The organism is Streptomyces sp. SudanB25_2051 (genome assembly GCF_964272635.1).
In the GTDB taxonomy this organism is placed as follows: Bacteria; Actinomycetota; Actinomycetes; order Streptomycetales; family Streptomycetaceae; genus Streptomyces.
Map to the genome: position 1 here is coordinate 460,040 of NZ_OZ186787.1, position 17,521 is coordinate 477,560.

General features: G+C 74.6%; 16 protein-coding genes. 8 read left to right on the top strand and 8 right to left on the bottom strand.

The features are described 5' to 3' along the window. The first annotated feature begins 6 nt into the window (after window positions 1-6). The gene (locus ACSUPT_RS02025) at window positions 7-1,098 is read left to right on the top strand and encodes a glutamate--cysteine ligase 2 (RefSeq protein WP_351963616.1); all 1,092 of its coding nucleotides are present in this window, start codon (window positions 7-9) and stop codon (window positions 1,096-1,098) included. Between the two features lie 414 nt (window positions 1,099-1,512). On the opposite strand, the gene tatA is transcribed toward ACSUPT_RS02025, so the two are convergent. Then, complete coding sequence (gene tatA / locus ACSUPT_RS02030) at window positions 1,513-1,731, bottom strand: Sec-independent protein translocase subunit TatA (protein ID WP_351963617.1); 219 nt, start codon at window positions 1,729-1,731, stop codon at window positions 1,513-1,515. Window positions 1,732-2,030: 299 nt separating this feature from the next. Here tatA and ACSUPT_RS02035 point away from each other — a divergent pair, with 299 nt between their 5' ends. Further along, window positions 2,031-2,501, top strand: a complete 471-nt coding sequence (locus tag ACSUPT_RS02035) for a cation:proton antiporter regulatory subunit (protein WP_351963618.1) — start codon at window positions 2,031-2,033, stop codon at window positions 2,499-2,501. 3 nt (window positions 2,502-2,504) lie between these two features. Continuing rightward, window positions 2,505-3,749, top strand: a complete 1,245-nt coding sequence (locus tag ACSUPT_RS02040; RefSeq protein ID WP_351963619.1) for a cation:proton antiporter — start codon at window positions 2,505-2,507, stop codon at window positions 3,747-3,749. Window positions 3,750-3,984: 235 nt separating this feature from the next. Here ACSUPT_RS02040 and ACSUPT_RS02045 read toward each other — a convergent pair whose 3' ends face one another. Continuing rightward, complete coding sequence (locus tag ACSUPT_RS02045; protein WP_404143741.1) at window positions 3,985-5,178, bottom strand: globin domain-containing protein; 1,194 nt, start codon at window positions 5,176-5,178, stop codon at window positions 3,985-3,987. 89 nt (window positions 5,179-5,267) lie between these two features. After that, a complete protein-coding gene (locus ACSUPT_RS02050; RefSeq protein ID WP_351963621.1) occupies window positions 5,268-5,711 on the bottom strand; it encodes an RrF2 family transcriptional regulator in 444 nt (147 codons plus the stop codon). A gap of 184 nt (window positions 5,712-5,895) precedes the next feature. Between ACSUPT_RS02050 and ACSUPT_RS02055 the strand changes: the two genes are divergently transcribed. Then, complete coding sequence (locus ACSUPT_RS02055) at window positions 5,896-7,341, top strand: glyceraldehyde-3-phosphate dehydrogenase (RefSeq protein ID WP_351963622.1); 1,446 nt, start codon at window positions 5,896-5,898, stop codon at window positions 7,339-7,341. Between the two features lie 152 nt (window positions 7,342-7,493). On the opposite strand, the gene ACSUPT_RS02060 is transcribed toward ACSUPT_RS02055, so the two are convergent. Continuing rightward, on the bottom strand, window positions 7,494-8,138 hold the full coding sequence (locus tag ACSUPT_RS02060; RefSeq protein WP_351963623.1) for a class I SAM-dependent methyltransferase: 645 nt from the start codon (window positions 8,136-8,138) through the stop codon (window positions 7,494-7,496). Window positions 8,139-8,303: 165 nt separating this feature from the next. Here ACSUPT_RS02060 and ACSUPT_RS02065 point away from each other — a divergent pair, with 165 nt between their 5' ends. From ACSUPT_RS02065 to ACSUPT_RS02080, 4 genes are all read left to right on the top strand, one after another. Beyond that, window positions 8,304-8,669 carry an MmcQ/YjbR family DNA-binding protein gene (locus tag ACSUPT_RS02065; RefSeq protein ID WP_351963624.1) on the top strand — a complete coding sequence of 122 codons (366 nt, stop codon included), beginning with the start codon at window positions 8,304-8,306 and terminating at the stop codon, window positions 8,667-8,669. 196 nt (window positions 8,670-8,865) lie between these two features. Continuing rightward, window positions 8,866-11,037, top strand: a complete 2,172-nt coding sequence (locus ACSUPT_RS02070) for a hypothetical protein (protein WP_436943326.1) — start codon at window positions 8,866-8,868, stop codon at window positions 11,035-11,037. 11 nt (window positions 11,038-11,048) lie between these two features. After that, entirely contained in the window at window positions 11,049-11,453 is a 405-nt protein-coding gene (locus tag ACSUPT_RS02075; protein ID WP_351963626.1) for a DUF5955 family protein, read from the top strand. Window positions 11,454-11,552: 99 nt separating this feature from the next. Next, window positions 11,553-12,659 (top strand): chitinase, encoded by a 1,107-nt coding sequence (locus tag ACSUPT_RS02080; protein ID WP_361663957.1) that lies wholly within the window; start codon window positions 11,553-11,555, stop codon window positions 12,657-12,659. A 3-nt stretch (window positions 12,660-12,662) separates the two neighbouring features. Here the strand turns inward: ACSUPT_RS02080 and ACSUPT_RS02085 are convergent, their stop codons facing one another. From ACSUPT_RS02085 to ACSUPT_RS02100, 4 genes are all read right to left on the bottom strand, one after another. Beyond that, window positions 12,663-13,616: a GNAT family N-acetyltransferase gene (locus ACSUPT_RS02085; RefSeq protein WP_404143734.1), complete on the bottom strand. Its 954-nt coding sequence runs from the start codon at window positions 13,614-13,616 to the stop codon at window positions 12,663-12,665. Window positions 13,617-13,932: 316 nt separating this feature from the next. After that, window positions 13,933-14,634, bottom strand: coding sequence for a ribonuclease H family protein (locus ACSUPT_RS02090; RefSeq protein ID WP_361663963.1), 702 nt, complete (start codon window positions 14,632-14,634; stop codon window positions 13,933-13,935). A gap of 68 nt (window positions 14,635-14,702) precedes the next feature. After that, complete coding sequence (locus ACSUPT_RS02095; protein WP_436943328.1) at window positions 14,703-15,410, bottom strand: restriction endonuclease; 708 nt, start codon at window positions 15,408-15,410, stop codon at window positions 14,703-14,705. A gap of 209 nt (window positions 15,411-15,619) precedes the next feature. Then, window positions 15,620-17,251, bottom strand: a complete 1,632-nt coding sequence (locus ACSUPT_RS02100) for an amidohydrolase (RefSeq protein ID WP_436943329.1) — start codon at window positions 17,249-17,251, stop codon at window positions 15,620-15,622. Window positions 17,252-17,521: the final 270 nt, after the last annotated feature.

Here is a 17,521-nt window from a genome sequence, read left to right on the forward strand (position 1 = left end):
GATGTTGTGCGGAGTGTGGGTGTCGAAGAGGAGCTGCTGCTCGTGGACCGTCAGAACGGGGAGCCCCGCGCTCTGTCCGCGGCGGTCCTGGCGGCGGCCTCACGCGACCCGCTGGGGAACGACGAGGTGTTCGAGAGTGAACTCCAGCGGCAGCAGTTGGAGTTCGCGACGAGCCCGCAGACGGACATGCGGGACCTGGAGGAGGAGATCCGCCGCTGGCGGGCGGAGGCGGCCCGGCACGCCGAAGGGGTCGACGCGTCGGTGGCGGCCCTCGCCACCTCGCCGCTGGAGGTGAGCCCGACCCTCGGCACCGACGAGCGGCATCTGTGGCTGAAGGAGCACTTCGGCCTGACCACGCAGGAGCAGTTGACCTGCGGGTGCCATGTGCACGTGGCCGTGGAGTCGGACGAGGAGGGCGTGGGCGTCCTGGACCGCATGCGGCCGTGGCTGCCCGTGCTGCTGGCGCTGAGCGCCAACTCGCCGTTCTGGCAGGGTGAGGACAGCGGATACAGCAGCTACCGCAACCGGGTGTGGGGGCGTTGGCCGTCCGCCGGGCCCGTGGAGGTGTTCGGGTCGGCCGACCGGTACCACGAGCAGGTCGCCGACATGATCGCGAGCGGGGCGCTGCGCGACGAGGGCATGGTGTACTTCGACGCCCGGCTGTCCAAGGCGTATCCGACGGTGGAGGTCCGGGTCGCGGACGTCTGCCTGGACCCGTCGACGACGGTGCTGCTGGCCACGCTGATCCGGGGCCTGGTGGACACGGCGGCGCGGGAGTGGCGCGAGGGCGTGCCGCCGGCCCGGCACGGGGTGGCGCTACTGCGGCTGGCGAGCTGGCGCGCGGCCCGCTCGGGCCTGGAGGGCGAGCTGATCCACCCGCTGACGATGCGCCCGGCCCCCGCGGAGGCGGTCGTACGGGCCCTGTTCGACCACGTCCGGGACGCGCTGGACGAGAACGGCGACACCCTGCCGGCGCAGGACGCCCTGGCGGACCTGCTGAAGCACGGCAACGGGGCACAGGTGCAGCGGCAGATCCTGCACCGCACGGGGAGCCTGCGGGACGTGGTGGCGGAGTGCGTCCGCCGCACCGTGGCGTGAGCGACGCGACCTGGGCGTGAGGCTCAGCGCGACGCGTGGGGCGATCGGCGTGAAGGGGCCGGGCGGCACGGACCGCCCGGCCCCTTCACGTGGTACGGGACCGGAGCTCACGCGGACCGGGCCTCACGCAGACCTGAGCTCGCGCGGACTGGGGCTCACGCGGACCGGGTGGAAGAGACGCGGCGCGGCCACCGGGCAGCGCGAAGGGCACCGGATGTGACACGGGGGGCCGCGCTCCCGGCCCACTCGACGAGCGGGCGGCGTCGGGGGCCGGGCGTCAGCGCCGGTGGGAGGCGGGCGGCGGCCCGGGGGGCGTCACGAGCGCCGGGCGGGGCCGTCGGCCGTACGCGCGCCGGACGGGACGCGCGGGTGCGCCGCCGGGTGGCGCGCAGCGGCGCCGCCCGGCCGCGGGGTTCAGGAGGCGGGGCGGGACGGCGGCGGGACGGTCGTGTCGTCCGCCTTGCCGACCTCTTCCGTCTTGGCGTTCTCGGCCTTCATCGCGGCGGCCTCGCTCTTGAGGATGCGGGCGGACTTGCCGAGGGAGCGAGCCATCTCGGGCAGCTTCTTGCTGCCGAAGAGCAGCACGACGACTCCGAGGACGATGGCGAGGTGCCACACACTGAACGTTCCCATGTTCCCTACCTTCCGAGCGGGCCTCGCGCCGAAGCGCCCGACGCCGTAACCCTGGCGATCGTAACCCCCGCGTGTGAACGGCGGGCAAGGGGCCGGTCACGGCCAGGGTGACACGCGGCGCCGGATACGGGCGGGAATGCGGTGCCTCACACGGAATTCCCCGATTGGTTGCCCGGGTAAAGTATTCGTCAAGGCGTCCCCACACGCCCTTCCGGCATGCCTGGCCCATGCCGCCCCACACGTCCCCGCACCGCTCCAGCCACGCCCAGGGAGAGAGATCCACCGTGCACGCTCCACGGATGAGCAGTACGCCGCTGCCCGGAATCGGGGTCCGCTACGACCTCACGACGCGCGAGGACCGCCGCCTGTCGGTCGTCGCCCAACGGGACGGGACGCGGGTGCTCAACGCGTACCGGCGGGACGACCCCGACGAATGCGCGCTGTCCGTGAAGCTGACGGCGACGGAGGCCGAGGCGCTGATCGACGCCCTCATGCCCGCCCACCACAGCCCGAGCCTGCTGTCCACGACGGACCTCGGCCTGGTGGCCGAGCGGATCGAGCTGACCGCCACGTCGTACTGGTGCGGGCGGCATCTCGGGGACACCCGGATGCGGACCGAGACGGGGGTGTCGGTCGTCGCCGTGCTGCGCCGGGCCGACGCGATCCCCTCGCCGGGTCCGGACTTCCGGCTGGCCGGCGGGGACACCCTCATCGTCATCGGCACCCGCGAGGGCGTGGACGCCGCCGCCGCAATACTCGGGAGGGAGTGATAGATGCACTCGTCCGCTGTCTTTCTGATCGAGTTCGGTGCGATCATCCTGGGCCTCGGCCTGCTGGGGCGCCTGGCCGGGCGGTTGAAGTTCTCCCCCATCCCGCTCTATCTGCTGGCGGGTCTCGCGTTCGGCACGGGCGGGCTGCTGCCGCTCGGCGCGAGCGAGGAGTTCGTGGCGATCGGCGCCGAGATCGGCGTCATCCTCCTGCTGCTGATGCTGGGGCTGGAGTACACGGCGACCGACCTGGTCACCAATCTGAAGACGCAGTACCGCGCCGGCCTGGTCGACGCGGCCCTGAACGCGCTGCCCGGCGCGGCGATGGCGCTGCTGCTGGGCTGGGGCCCGGTCGCGGCGGTCGTCCTCGCGGGCGTGACCTGGATCTCCTCGTCGGGGGTCATCGCGAAGGTCCTCGGCGATCTGGGGCGGCTCGGCAACCGGGAGACCCCGGTGGTGCTGTCCATCCTGGTCCTGGAGGACCTGGCGATGGCCGTGTACCTGCCGATCATCACGGCCCTGCTGGCCGGGGTCGGTCTGGCGGCGGGCAGCGCCACGCTGGCCATCGCGCTCGGCGTCGCGGGCCTCGTCCTGTTCCTGGCGGTGCGCTACGGGCGGCTGATCTCGCGGTTCGTCTCCAGTGACGACCCGGAGAAGCTGCTGCTGGTCGTCCTCGGCCTGACGCTGCTGGTGGCGGGGATCGCCCAGCAGCTCCAGGTGTCGGCCGCCGTGGGCGCGTTCCTGGTCGGCATCGCCCTGTCCGGCGAGGTGGCGGAGGGCGCGCACAATCTGCTGAGCCCGCTGCGGGACCTGTTCGCCGCGGTGTTCTTCGTCTTCTTCGGCCTGCACACCGACCCCGCGAGCATCCCGCCCGTGCTGCTGCCCGCGCTGGCGCTGGCCGTGGTGACGGCCGGTACGAAGATCGCGACGGGGTACTGGGCCGCGCGGCGCGCCGGCATCTCCGTCAAGGGCCGCTGGCGGGCCGGCGGGACGCTGGTGGCGCGCGGCGAGTTCTCCATCGTCATCGCGGGCCTGGCCGTGACGGCCGGCATCGAGCCGTCCCTCGGCCCGCTGGCCACGGCGTACGTGCTGATCCTCGTCGTCATGGGGCCGCTGACCGCCCGCTACACCGAGCCGGTCGCGACCTGGCTGACCGCGCGGCGCCGCGGCGCCGCTCCGGCGGGGGCGGCGGCCCCGCCCCGCGAGGAGATGCTCGACCCGGTCGAGGACGGCACACCCGGCCGCCTCTGACCCGGCGTCCGTACGACTCCGACGCGGGCCCGAGTCGGCAGGGCTCCGGAGAGCGCGGGCCCGAGCCCGCACGGTCCGGCCGACGCGGGCCCCGCGCCCGCACGGTTCCGCCCGCCCGAGAGCGGCGCGCGGCCCTGGCGCCGCCCCGCGAACCGTACGGCACATGAGCACCCGGCCCGGTGGCCGTCCCCGCGCGGGGCGGGCCACCGGGCCGGGCGCGTTCACCGGCGGCGGTTCAGTCGCGGCCGAGCCACAGGTCCGGGCCGAACACCTCGTAGTGGACGGCGCTCGCGGGCACTCCGCGGCGCAGCAGGTCGCCCCGGACCGCGCGCATGAAGGGCAGCGGGCCGCAGAGGTAGGCGGTGACGCCGTCCGGCAGGTCGAGCGCGGCCACGTCGACCGTGCCGCGCGCCGCGTCCGGGTCGTCGCCGGGCTCCTCGTACCAGAGGTGCAGCCGGGCGCCGGACAGCCGGCCGGCCAGGCGGCGGAGCTCCTCGCGGTGGGCGTGGTCGGCGGGGGTGCGGTCGGCGTGGACGACGGTCACCGGGCGGCCGTCCCCCCGGCCGGCGAGGTGGTGCAGCATCGACAGCATCGGCGTGCAGCCGATACCGGCCGAGACCAGCAGCAGCGGCCCGTCGCCGTCGGGCAGGACCAGGTCGCCGAAGGGGGCGGAGACGTCGAGGACGTCACCGGCGCGGGTGTGCCCGTGCAGCCACGACGACACCTCGCCGTCGGGTCCGGCGCCGCCCCGGGCGCGCTTGACGGTGATCCGCCACTCGGTCGCGCCGGGCGCGGAGGAGAGGCTGTACTGGCGTATCTGGCGGGCGCCGTCGGGCAGGACGGCCCGGACGCCGACGTACTGGCCCGGCCGGAAGGCTCCGGCGGGCGTGCCGTCGGCGGGGCGCAGGAGGAGCGACACGGCGTCGGCGGTCTCCTCGCGCCGCTCCACCACCTCCATGCGCCGCCACGTGGCGCCCTCGGGGACGCCGGCCTCCTGGTAGAGGCGGGCCTCGACGGCGATCAGGGCGTTCGCCATCAGCCAGTACACCTCGTCCCAGGCGGCGGCCACCTCCTCGGTGACGGCGTCGCCGAGGACTTCCCCGATGGCGGCGAAGAGGTGCTGGTGGACGAGCTTGTACTGCCCGGACGTGACGCCGAGGGAGGCGTGCTTGTGGGCGATGCGGGAGAGCATCGCGTCCGGGCGGGCCTCCGGATGCTCCACGAGCATCCCGGCGAACGCGGCGATGGAGCCGGCGAGGGCCTTCTGCTGCTCGCCGGCGGCCTGGTTGCCCCGGTTGAACAGGTCGCGCAGCAGCTCCGGCCGGTCGGTGAACAGCTTCTCGTAGAACAGCTCCGTGATCGCGCCGATGTGGGCGCCGACGACGGGCAGGGTGGCGCGGACGACCGGGACGGACCGCTCGGACAGCACAGCGACTCCTCAAAGTGGTAAGTGATCTTCGCATTAAAAAGCCGACGGACGGGCGTGTTCGCCGCCTTCCAGCGGCGTGCGGCCGCCGTTCAGCCGGGGCGGCGGCCGACGAGGCCGACGAGCACCGGGCCGGTCGGCGAGGACACCAGATCGGCGACCGTGAACGCGTCGAGCGTGGCGTAGAAGGCCTCCTGCGCGTCGCGCAGCGCGCCGCGCAGCCGGCACGCGGCACGCAGCGGACAGGGCGTCTCGCCTTCGCAGGCGACGACCTCCCCGTCCCCTTCCAACTCCCTGACCAGCCAGCCGACCGATGCGCCGCGCCCGAGCGCGGTCAGCGCCAGGCCACCGCCCCGGCCCCGGCGGGCCTCCAGCACGCCGAGGTGCCGCAGCCGCGTGACAGCCTTCGCCATGTGCGCGGCGGGCACGCCCATGGACTCGGCCACCTCGCGGGTGGTCGGCGGCGCGTCGCCGTCGAGGACGGCGAGCCGCATGACGGCGCGGAGCGCCAGATCGGTGAACTTGGTCAGCCTCACGCCACGGGACGCTAGCAAAGACGCATCTGGGATTCGTCTTTGGGGTGGGTGCGGGGCGGCACTGTGGCACGACTCGCGGGAGGGGGCCGCCAGGGGCCGTGGAGGCCGTCGCAGAGGCCCGTTGATTGATCAAACCGGGGTGTGGTTAGCATATGAGCACCGCCTAGCTCGAAAGATAATTCCTGTGACTGTCAAAGACGACTCGTTCACCAACTGGAAGAACCGCGAGGAGATCGCGGAGTCGATGATCCCGATGATCGGGAAGCTGCATCGGGAACGGGACGTCACCGTCCTGCTGCACAGCCGGTCCTTGGTGAACAAGTCGGTGGTGAGCATCCTCAAGACCCACCGATTCGCGAGGCAGATCGCCGGTGAGGAGCTGTCGGTCACCGAGACGCTCCCCTTCCTGCAGGCCCTCACGACGCTCGACCTGGGCCCGTCGCAGATCGACATCGGCATGCTGGCCGCGACGTACAAGGCCGACACACGCGGCCTGTCCGTCGAGGAGTTCACCGCCGAGGCCGTCGCCGGCGCGACCGGCGAGAACAAGATCGAGCGCCGCGAGCCGCGCGACGTCGTCCTGTACGGCTTCGGCCGCATCGGCCGCCTCGTCGCCCGCCTGCTCATCGAGAAGACCGGCTCGGGCAACGGCCTGCGGCTGCGGGCCATCGTCGTCCGCCGCGGCGGTGACCAGGACATCGTGAAGCGCGCCTCGCTGCTGCGCCGCGACTCCATCCACGGCCAGTTCCAGGGCACCATCACCGTGGACGAGGCGAACAGCACGATCGTCGCCAACGGCAACGAGATCAAGGTGATCTACGCCAACGACCCGTCGGAGCTGGACTACACGGCGTACGGCATCAACGACGCCATCCTCATCGACAACACGGGCAAGTGGCGCGACCGCGAGGGCCTTTCGCAGCACCTGCGCCCGGGCATCGCCAAGGTCGTCCTGACCGCGCCGGGCAAGGGCGATGTCCCGAACATCGTCCACGGCGTCAACCACGACACCATCAAGCCGGACGACCAGATCCTCTCCTGCGCGTCCTGCACCACCAACGCGATCGTCCCGCCGCTGAAGGCGATGGCGGACGAGTACGGCGTGCTGCGCGGCCACGTGGAGACCGTCCACTCGTTCACCAACGACCAGAACCTGCTGGACAACTACCACAAGGCCGACCGCCGCGGCCGCTCCGCGCCGCTCAACATGGTCATCACCGAGACCGGCGCCGCCTCCGCCGTCGCGAAGGCCCTGCCGGACCTCAAGGCGCCCATCACCGGCAGCTCGATCCGCGTCCCCGTCCCGGACGTCTCGATCGCGATCCTGTCGCTGCGCCTGGGCCGCGAGACGACCCGCGAGGAGGTCCTCGACTACCTCCGCAACGTCTCGCTGACCTCGCCGCTGAAGCGCCAGATCGACTTCATCAGCGCGCCCGACGCCGTGTCGAGCGACTTCATCGGCTCGCGCCACGCGTCGATCGTGGACGCCGGCGCCACCAAGGTCGACGGCGACAGCGCCATCCTGTACCTCTGGTACGACAACGAGTTCGGCTACTCCTGCCAGGTCATCCGGGTCGTCCAGCACGTCTCCGGCGTGGAGTACCCGACCTACCCGGCCCCGGCGGTCTGACCGGCTCCTCCGGTCCGACGGGTCACCGTCCTCGCCTCCGCCCCGCCTCCCGGTCCGCCGGGAGGCGGGGCGGACGCGTACGCGCCGTCGCGCGGGCCGAGGCGTACGGCCGTCAGACGGGGAGCACCACGCGGCGCGACGCGTACGCGCCGTCAGGCGGGGCGGCGGGCGTGGACGTACAGGTGCTCCTCCGGCCGCGCGTCCGGACCGTGCGGGTGGTACAGCGCCGTGTGGTGGTGGACCACCTCCAGTCCGGCGGCCTCCAGCAGCCGCAGGTGCTCCGGCGCGGAGAGGCTGCTCACCGTCACCGGATGACCCATCCACACGATGTCCAGGCCGCGGATGTCGCCCGGCACCGTGGCCAGCGCGAGCGCCCCGCCGGGTGCGACCCACGAGGCCATCCGGGTCAGCGAGTCGGCCACCTCCGGCTGGTCCATGACGAGCAGCGGGAAGAAGGAGCACACCGCGTCGTACCCGCCCTCGGGCGCCTCGAAGGTCCGCACGTCGGCCTGCTCGAAGCGGGCGCCGGGGACCCGTTCCCGCGCGACCCGGACCATCTCGGCGGACACGTCGATCCCGAGCACGTCGAACCCGGCGCGCGCCAGGCGCTCGGCCGCGGGGCGGCCCGTACCGCTGCCCACGTCCAGCACCCGGGCGCCCGCCGGCAGGCAGTCCACGAGCCAGTCCAGCGCGGCGAGTTGGCCCGGGACGTCGGCGAATACCTCCTCGTAGCGCGCGCCCACCTCGTCGAAGACCTCGGCGGCCGACCTGCCGCCCGTCTGTGGTGACCGGCTCACCACACCACCTCCCTGTCGGCCGGGCCCGCGACGGGAGCGGCGGGCCGTGATCGGGTAGGCCGACCGTACCGGCGCGGAGCCCTCCGGACCAGGCAACGGCGCGGCGGGCCGGGGCCGCGACGGCCGGCGGCGGCGCTGTCAGTGGTGCTGGCTACCGTGGGTGCCATGATCGATGCCGAGGACGTCCGCCGTATCGCCCTGTCCCTCCCCGAGACGGTGGAGAAGGAGGCGTGGAGCATGCCCACGTTCCGCGTGGCGGGGAAGATGTACGTCACGATTCCCGACGACCAGACGTCGTTCGCCGTGCGCTGCCCCCGGTTCGAGCGGGCCGAGCTGATCGCCGCCGAGCCGGAGAAGTTCTGGGTCCCGCCGCACGAGGCGGGTTCGGCGTGGGTGCGGGTGCGGCTCGCCGCGCTGGAGGGGCTGGACGAGCTGCGGGACATCCTCGTCGACTCGTGGCGGCAGGCGGCCCCGGACCGGCTCGCCGAACAGCACCCCGGGCTGCGGCCGGGCGGGGCGGCGGCCGGGTGAGGGGGCCCCGCGGCGTCACGGCCGCGCGGCGGGGGCATATGCCACGACACGGCGGTGTCGGCCAACCCGCTGACAGGGCGCCGGGGGCTTCCTAGAGTACGGGTCCACGAGACTTCCGGGGGGTGCCGTGACACGAGTGGGCGGGTGGAGAGTCGCGTTACTGAGTGCGTGCCTGGTGGTGGTGGGGAGCCCCTGGGTGCGCGAGGGCCTGCTGGACGCCTGGACGTCGGGCGACGCGGGCGTCATGTCGATGGTGTACCGGGCGCTGCTCGCCCAGGGCTGGGAGCTGTCGCCGGGGACCGACCCGTACACGCGCGCCCCGGACCTGCGGGGGAACGTCGCCTTCCTGGTGCTGCTGGCGGGGATCGCGCTGCTCGTGCCCCGGCTGGTGGGGCGGGCGCCGGCGGGCGGCGGCATACGCACGGCGGCCTCCCTGGGCGCCGGTGTGCTCATCTCCCTGGTCGCCGCGCTCGTGTCGTGGGGGGTCGTGGTCACGGCAGAGCCGGGCGCCACGATCGCCTTCGGCCGCAGCGACGACGACGTGTTCATCCTGTTCCTCCTCGACGGGCTGGTCTTCGGCGTCCTGCTGGGCCTGGCCGTGCGCGTCCTGTACAGCGGGGCGGGCGGGGCCGCGCAGCCCGAGCGGCCGCCCGGCCCCGCCGCCGCCGACACCCCTGCCGTCGGGCACACCGACCGGCCCGTCGCGACGGGCAGCCGGCCGGGGGACGTGACGCGCTATCTGTGCGCCGCCGCCTACACCGATCCGAGGTTCGCCCGCCGCGTGGTCGAGGGGCTGCTGGGCGACCGCCTCGGCGCGATGGCCGTGTCGCCCGGCGTGGACCTGGTGCCGGTGGCGCGGCACAGTCTGACGGCCCGCCGGCTGCACCGCGAGCGGGACCGCAGGCTGGCGGTCGCGTACGGCCTGGTCGCGCTGTTCGCCCCGCTGTGGCTGCTGTACGCCCGGCTGATACCGGCGGCGCTGGGAGCGGTGTCCACGTCGTCGGTGAAGTACCCGTCGGCGCGGGGCCGGCGCCTGCCGCGTACGGCGCCCTTGCGGATGGCCGCCATGGCCGTCTCCCTGCTCGCCGGCGGCGTCCTGACCGGTGTGGTGCTGTCGGAGCTGCCGCTGCCGGGCGTCCTGCGCTGGCTGCTGGGCGCCTACGGGTACGGGATCCCGCCGCTGCTCGCCGCGCTGGCGGGGGCGGCGCTGGCGGTGCGCACGGTCCTCGGCCAGGAGGCCGACGTCGACGCGCGGCTGCGCGGGGCGCTGCGGCGGGACGCGTTCGACCCGGACGGGCTGCCGCGCCCGGCGGCGGTGGAGCCGTGGGCGGCCGCCCGGATCGCGGCGCTCGCCGACGCCCAGCGGGGCAACGTCACCTGCTACAGCGGTTTCACGCCGTTCCTCGGGTTCGGCCGGCGCGAGTCCGAGTGGACCCTGTCGCTGCCGCTGCTGCCCCCGGAGCCGTCCGGTTCGGTCACCGCCTTCGACGCCTGGGACGTGGTGGAGCGGCTGCGCCGCCGCCTCACGGAGCGGGTCGGTGGTCTGTCGGCCGCGCCGGGCGGGTCGGAGCTGGTGGTGGAGGACCGGGTGTTCGTCAGCGGACGGGAGCTGCCCGGTGACGACCGGCTGCTGCCCGATCCGCTGCGCGCGCCCGCCACGCGGCTGCCGGAGGCGGCCCTGCGGCAGATCGCGCTGCACCCGGACGGGCCCGCCCGGCACTTCCTGGCGGCCCATCTGCCGCTGTGGGGCGGCGAGATCGTGCCGAGCCACTTCCTGCACGTGGCGGTGGCGGGCGGGACGCTGCACCTGCGGTGCGAGCGGTATGTCCTCGGGCCGGTGCGGCGCGACATGCACGCCGTCGACCTGCTGCCGCCGGTGCCGGCCGGGAGCCGCCGGGCGCTGCTGCCGGGAGCGCTGCTGAGGACGGGCGGCGCGCTGTGGCGGGCGCCCTGGTCGTGCCTGGCCGAGTTCCTCACGGAGCGCCGCAGGCCCCGGCGCCTGGACGGCGAACTGCGGGCGGCGCGCGAGGACCCCGCGTACGACCGGGGTGCCCGGATGAGCGTCCGCGAGTCGGCCCAGGGGCCCGAGTACTTCCACCACTTCCAGCTGCTGGACGCGCGCCGCGCGCTGAACGCGCTGGACCGGCACGCCCTCGCCGCCGTCCGGGACTTCCTGGACGAACACGGCGTGGACACGGCCGACTTCCGCACCCAGACGCAGACGATCCTCAACCACGGCGTCCTGCAGACGGGCGGGGTGAGCGTCGTGGGGAACCAGGCGGTCGGCACGGGCGCGCGGGCGACCGCCAAGTCCGCGCAGGCCAGCGCGGGAGGCCCGCCGCCGTCCGGCGGCGCGGCCGGACGATAGGAGGGGGAACGATGTCCGAGGAAGCACAGCCGGGTCCCGGCGAGACGGCCGGCGCCGCCAACTTCGGCGTGCAGCAGTACGGGGGGCACAGCAGCGTCGCCAACCAGGCCGTCGGGCCCCACGCGCGGGCCGTCGCGGGCCACATCGCGCTCCACGCGCCGGGCGAGGACCAGCGTGCCCAGGTGGAGCGGCTGATCGGGCTGGTGGAGCGGCTGCTGGAGGAGCACCGGGCGGAGCTGCCCGACCAGGAGGCGCCCCGGGTGGAGCTGCGGCGGCTGCGGGAGGAGCTGGAGGAGGGGGAGCCCGAGCCGGGTGTCGTGCGGCGGGCCCTGAACCGGCTGGCGGCCTTCGCGGAGCCCGCGGCGCCGGTCGCCGCGGCGGTGGCGGAGCTGACGCGGGCCATCGGCGCGTTCTGACCGCACGCGCGTGCCACTCTGGTCCAGACCTCTTGACGAAAGGTCTGGACCAGAAGACTCTGAGGTTCCCTGACCGGGCCGAGGAGGGAGACGCGGACGATGGCACCTCGCGGAAGAAGACTGCTGGGCCTGGGGCTCGCGGTGGCGGGCCTCCTGCACATGGCGGGTGGCGCGGCGGTGCCGGCGGCCGCCGCCCGCCCCTCCCCCGCCGGCGCCCCGGCCACCGCGGCCGCCGCCCCGGCGCAGAGCGCCACCTGCGCCCTCAAGCCGAAGCCCGCGGGGAAGGTCCTCCAGGGCTACTGGGAGAACTGGGACGGCGCGGCGAACGGCGTGCACCCGCCCTTCGGCTGGACGCCCCTCACCGATCCCCGCATCCGCAGCCACGGCTACAACGTCGTCAACGCCGCCTTCCCCGTGATCCGTTCGGACGGCACGGCCCTGTGGCACGACGGCATGGACAACACCGTCAAGGTGCCCACGCCCGCCGAGATGTGCGAGGCGAAGGCCGCCGGCCTGACGGTGCTGCTGTCCATCGGCGGCGCCACCGCGGGCATCGACCTCAACTCGACGGCGGTGGCGGACCGGTTCGTCGAGACGATCGTGCCGATCCTGAAGACGTACAACTTCGACGGGATCGACATCGACATCGAGACCGGCCTGATCGGGAGCGGCGACATCAAGCGGCTCTCCACCTCCCAGGCCAACCTGATCCGCATCATCGACGGCGTCCTGGAGCGGATGCCGCCCGGTTTCGGCCTGACCATGGCGCCCGAGACGGCGTACGTCACCGGCGGCAGCGTCGTGTACGGCTCCATCTGGGGCGCCTACCTGCCGGTCATCAAGAAGTACGCCGACAACGGGCGCCTGTGGTGGCTGAACATGCAGTACTACAACGGCAGCATGTACGGCTGCTCGGGGGACTCGTACGCGGCGGGCACCGTCGCCGGGTTCACCGCGCAGACCGACTGCCTCGACCGGGGCCTCGTCGTGCAGGGCACCACCGTCCGCGTCCCGTACGACAAGCAGGTGCCCGGCCTGCCCGCCCAGCCGGGCGCGGGCGGCGGCCACATGCAGCCCGCCGCGGTCGCCCAGGCGTGGAACGCGTACGGCGGGCGGCTGAAGGGCCTGATGACCTGGTCCATCAACTGGGACGGCTCACGCAACTGGACCTTCGGTGACAACGTCAAGGCGCTCCAAGGGCGTTGAGCCTCACACGGCGGCGGGCTCCACGGGCAGGACGACCTCCCAGGTGTCCACCGCGAAGTGGGTGCCCATCCCGTGCGCCTCGTAGATCCGCAGTGCGCCGGACTTGTTGAGCGTGTCCACACCGAGCCCGATGGTGTCGCGCCCGAGTCCGGCGTACGTGCCGAACGCGTACCGCAGCAGGTACCCGGCGATGCCCCGGCCCCGGTGCTCCCGCCGGACGCCGATGTTGCGGATCCACGCCATGGTCTGGCGGTCGTTGCGCGAGAACAGCACGGCCGCGTCGTCCGCGCCGACCGAGGCGATCCACACGAGCGACCAGTCCACGCGGGCGCCGCCGATGTCGTCGAGCCACTGCTCGTAGGTGCGGGGCTGGTGGTCGAAGTGCTCGCTGAACGTCTCCTGGATCAGGGCGTGCGCGCGCCGCCGGTCCGCCTCGTCGGCGCAGTCGCGCAGCACGAGGCCGGCGGGCGGCTCGGGGACCGCCCGGTCGGCGTCGGACAGGGCCCGCGTCATCACGTGGTACCGCCGCACCCGGCCCCAGCCGCGCCGGGCCAGCATGTCCAGGTCGGTGGTGGGGGTGGCGTTCAGGTGGAGGTGGAGGACGGCGCGGGAGGCGCCGTTGGCCCGCGCCCGCTCGGCGGCCCGCCGCTCGACGAGCGCGAACAGGTGCTCGGCGGCGGCCTCGTGGCCGGGCAGGACGTAATGGTCGGTGTTGACGCGCTCGCCGCCGGATTCGTCCCAGACGAGGGCGTACGCGACGAGCCTGCCGTCCTGGAAGGCGAGCCAGGAGTCCTCGCGCAGGTCCACCTCGGGGTGGGCCAGGTCGGTTTCGACGTCGTGGAGTTCGGTGTCGGGGCCGCCGGTTTCGATCGTGTCGATCTCGTTGAGCAGCGCGCATATCAGCGACGCGTCCTCGGCGGTGGCCGGACGGACGGTGAAGGGTCTTTCGGAGTGCATCAGGCAACTGTCGGCCCCGGCCCCGCCCGCCGCAAACGATTTCCGCACGGCCGGGGCCGGACCAAGACCGCGCGGGGTCGAGCGGAGGCGCCGATGTCATCGGCGCCTCCCCCGCGCCGGCGCCCGGGAGTTCAGGCCGCCTTGCGACGCACCCGCACCCGCGCCCGCGTCCGCGGCGGTGGGGAAGACCTCGGCCGGGGCAGGCGCCGACGCGCTGGGTCGGCCCGACATCACCGGCCGACCCAGCGGAACCGGTCACCGCACCCGGCCGCGGCGGTGCGGCGCCGGTTTCCGGGAGCCGGGCGGGATACGGCTGTCAGGACGCCGTCGCGCAGGCCGGGTGGCCCCAGCCGCTGTCGTTCTTCGCGATCGTCTCGCCCTTCCCGTACGGGCTGCCGCAACGGCAGCGGCCGGGGAACTTCGCCCGCACCGTGCCGCCCTTCGAGCCGCCCGTGCGGGCGCCGCCGGTCCGTGAGCCGCCCGCCCGTGCGGCGCCGGCGCGGCGGGGCGCCGGGGGCCGTTCGCGGGTGTCCGGGGGCGGCAGGACCGAGCCGGCCGCCGACCCCGCGGGCTCCTGCGTGACGGCCGACCGGCTGGCCGCCGCGTCGGCGGCGGCGTTCAGGCGGTCGCCGTCGACCTGGTGGGCCGGCGTGTACACGAACCGCACGTCCCGGCCGGTGAGCAGGGCATCGATGGCGACGACCAGGTCCTTGTTGGCCACGGGCGAGCCCGACGCGGTCTTCCAGCCCTTGCGCCGCCAGCCCGGCAGCCAGGTCGTGACGGCCTTCATCGCGTACTGGGAGTCCATGCGGACCTCCAGCGGCGTCGCGGGCGAGGTGGCCTCCAGCAGCCGGAGCAGCGCGGTCAGCTCGGCGACGTTGTTCGTCGCCCGGCCCAGCGGGCCCGCCTCCCATGTGGCGACCTCCCCGTCGGCACCGGCGATGACCCACGCCCAGGCCGCGGGCCCGGGATTGCCCTTGCACGCCCCGTCACAGGCGGCGATGATCCGTTCCGTCATTGTTCCGATCCTGCCATGTCCGCGGGTGCGCTCCCGCCACCCGCCGCGTCCCGTCCCGCCCCGCGCCCTCACCGCCCGGCCGCGGCCTCCCAGGGCGGGGGCGTCCGCCCGTCCGTCCACGCCGCCAGCGTCTCGCCGTCCACGCAGACGATGCCCAGCGCGGCGGCGTACTCGACGGCCGGAGCGGTGAAGGTGCTGGTCGTCACGACGACGGCGACCTCCGCCTCGTGGACGGCGAAGCAGGTGCCGCCGAACCGCTGGAGGTCCTGCGAGCCCACCGGGTGGTCGGGGCCGTACTGCTTGCACTGGACGACCAGCCGCCGCCCGTCCGGGGTCGTCGCCACCACGTCGGCGCCCAGGTCGCCGGGGCCGCCGGACACCTCGGTGCGGGTGCAGCCGTCCCGTACGCACAGGGCGGCGACCGTGTGCTCGAAGCCCTGCGGGTCCACCCCCGCGTGGTCGACCGCCTCCCCGTCCAGTACGGGCAGCTCCCCTTCCGGTACAGGGAGGTCCCCGTCCGGTACGGGCACGTCGTCGGGGGGCGGCACGGTCGCGCGGATCTCGTCACGGGCGGGCGGTACGGCTCCGGGCGCGCCCGCGTCCACGTCGGGCGGCACGCCGCCGACGGCCACCCGGCGGGCCACCGCCACGACCGCGGCGACGGCCAGAGCCAGCACCACCGTGCCGAAGGCCCCGTACGACCCGCCCCACACCGTCCGCACCAGCAGCGCGAGCCCGCCCACGGCGGCCCCGACCAGGCCCACCGCCAACACCACGTCCCGCCACCCGGCACGGCGCCCCGTCCCGCTCCCCCGCTCCGCCACGGCCACGCCCGACCCCCTCCACCCCGCACAGCACGTCATGGGCGCGGACACCGGCCCGTCACCGGGCACCGGCGTCCGCCCACCACCCCGCCTGGCCGCACGCCCGCGCCGCAAACCTTCCGGCGCGCGCCGCGGGTCCGTCTCCGGGGCGCCGCCCGCGGCTACAGGGCGGGTACGCGGTGCGTGGGGCGGCCGTCGAGGACCGTGAGGAGCACGGGCAACTCCGCCAGGTCGGTGGCGGCCGTGGTGAGGGGGTTGTCGGCGAAGACGGTCAGGTCGGCGCGGTGGCCGACGGCGAGCCGTCCGGCCTCGTGCTCCTCGCCCGCCGCCCACGCCGCGTTGACGGTCATGCCCTGCAGCGCCTCCCGCGCGGTCAGCGCCTGCCCGGGCCCGTGCGGGGGGAGGGCCAGGTTCCGGCTGGGGCGGCGGTGGCGGGCGCCGGCCATCACGCCGAGCGGCGGGTAGGGCGCGATGGGCCAGTCGGAGCCGAGGACGACGGTCGCGCCGGAGTCCCACAGGTCGCGGCAGCGCCAGGCGCGGGAGGCGCGCTCCTCGCCGAGGCGGCGGGACCAGTTGTCGGTGTGGTCGGCCCGCGTGAAGTCGCAGCAGTGGGTGGGCTGCATCGACGCGGCCACGCCGAGCTCGGCGAAGCGGCGCAGCGTGTCGTCGGGCACGGTCTCGATGTGCTCCACCCGGTGCCGTACCCCGGTGCCCGGCGCCCCGGTGGCCTGGGCCTTCTCGACGGAGTCGAGGACGTGCCGCACCGCGGCGTCGCCGATGGCGTGGGTGGCGGTGGGCACCCCGGCGCGGTGGAGTTCGCCGATGGCGCGGGTGTACGCGTCGGGGTCGGGCCAGAAGGCGGCGGTGGACTCGCCGTGGCAGTCGGGGTGCTCCAGCCACGCGGTGCCGTTGTCGATGGTGCCGTCCATGAACAGCTTGACGCCCGCCGTGCGCCACAGCGTGCCGCCCGTGCCCTGTTGGGCGATCAGCGCGCGCAGTCCCTCGGCGTCGGTGCCGGGCTGGCACCAGGGCGCGACGCGGAGCCGTACGGGCAGTTCGCCGGCCTCGTCCAGCTCGGCGTACAGGGTGAGGCTGTCGCCGTTGGCGTCCATGACGTGGCCGCCGGTGAGCCCCGCGGCGGCCATGCCGCGCAGGGCCTCGGCCAGCCGGGCTCGGCGCTCGGCGCGGGTCGGCCGCGGGGCGACCCGTTCGACGAGTTCGCAGGCGGCGTCCTCCAGGAGCAGCCCGGTCGGCCGGCCTGAGGCGTCGCACACGACCTCGGCGGACGCCTGGTCGAACGTACGGGGCCCGTCGACACCGGCGATCTCCAGAGCGCGGCGGCTGGCCAGCGCGGAGTGGGCGTCGAACAGCAGGAGGAGGGCCGGCACCCCGTCGAGGACGGCGTCGAAGGGGGCGGTCCCGACGGGGTGTTCGCCGAAGACGTTCGGGTCCAGGCCCCAGCCGTGCAGCCACGCGCCGGGGGCCAGGTCCCGTACCGCGCGGGCCAGCGCCTCGCGCACCTCGTCGAGGCCGGCGCAGGCGGACAGGTCGAGTCCGTGGGTGAGTTCGGCGCCGGTCACGGGGTGCAGGTGGCCGTCCACCAGGCCGGGGGTGACGACGGCGCCCTTGAGATCGACGACGGTGGTGCCGGGGTCGGCGAGGGCGCGTATGGCGCGGTCGTCGCCGAGTGCGGAGATGCGCCCGCCGGTCGCGGCGAGGGCCGTCTCGGGCAGGAACACGCCGGTGACCGGGTCGAGCAGGCGGGCGGAGAGCAGGACGAGACGGGTGCGCACGGCGGCGGCTCCTAGCGGGGGTGGATTACGTGTGTCGGCCGGGCCGTCAAGTCCCGGCAGACGTGGACGAATTGCGACCGGGCTCGACCCAGGTCCTTGCGTACAAGGTGAGTTCTGGTACCGCCGGGCTGGTCACGGCGCCCGCAGGCCGGGGCCCCGGTCCGGCAGGCCGGAAGCCGGGAGTCAGGGCTCGGGCGCGGCCAGGCGCCGGGAGGGACGGGGCCCCGGCGCGGCAAGCCACCGGGAGGTCAAGGCCCCGGCCCGGTCAGG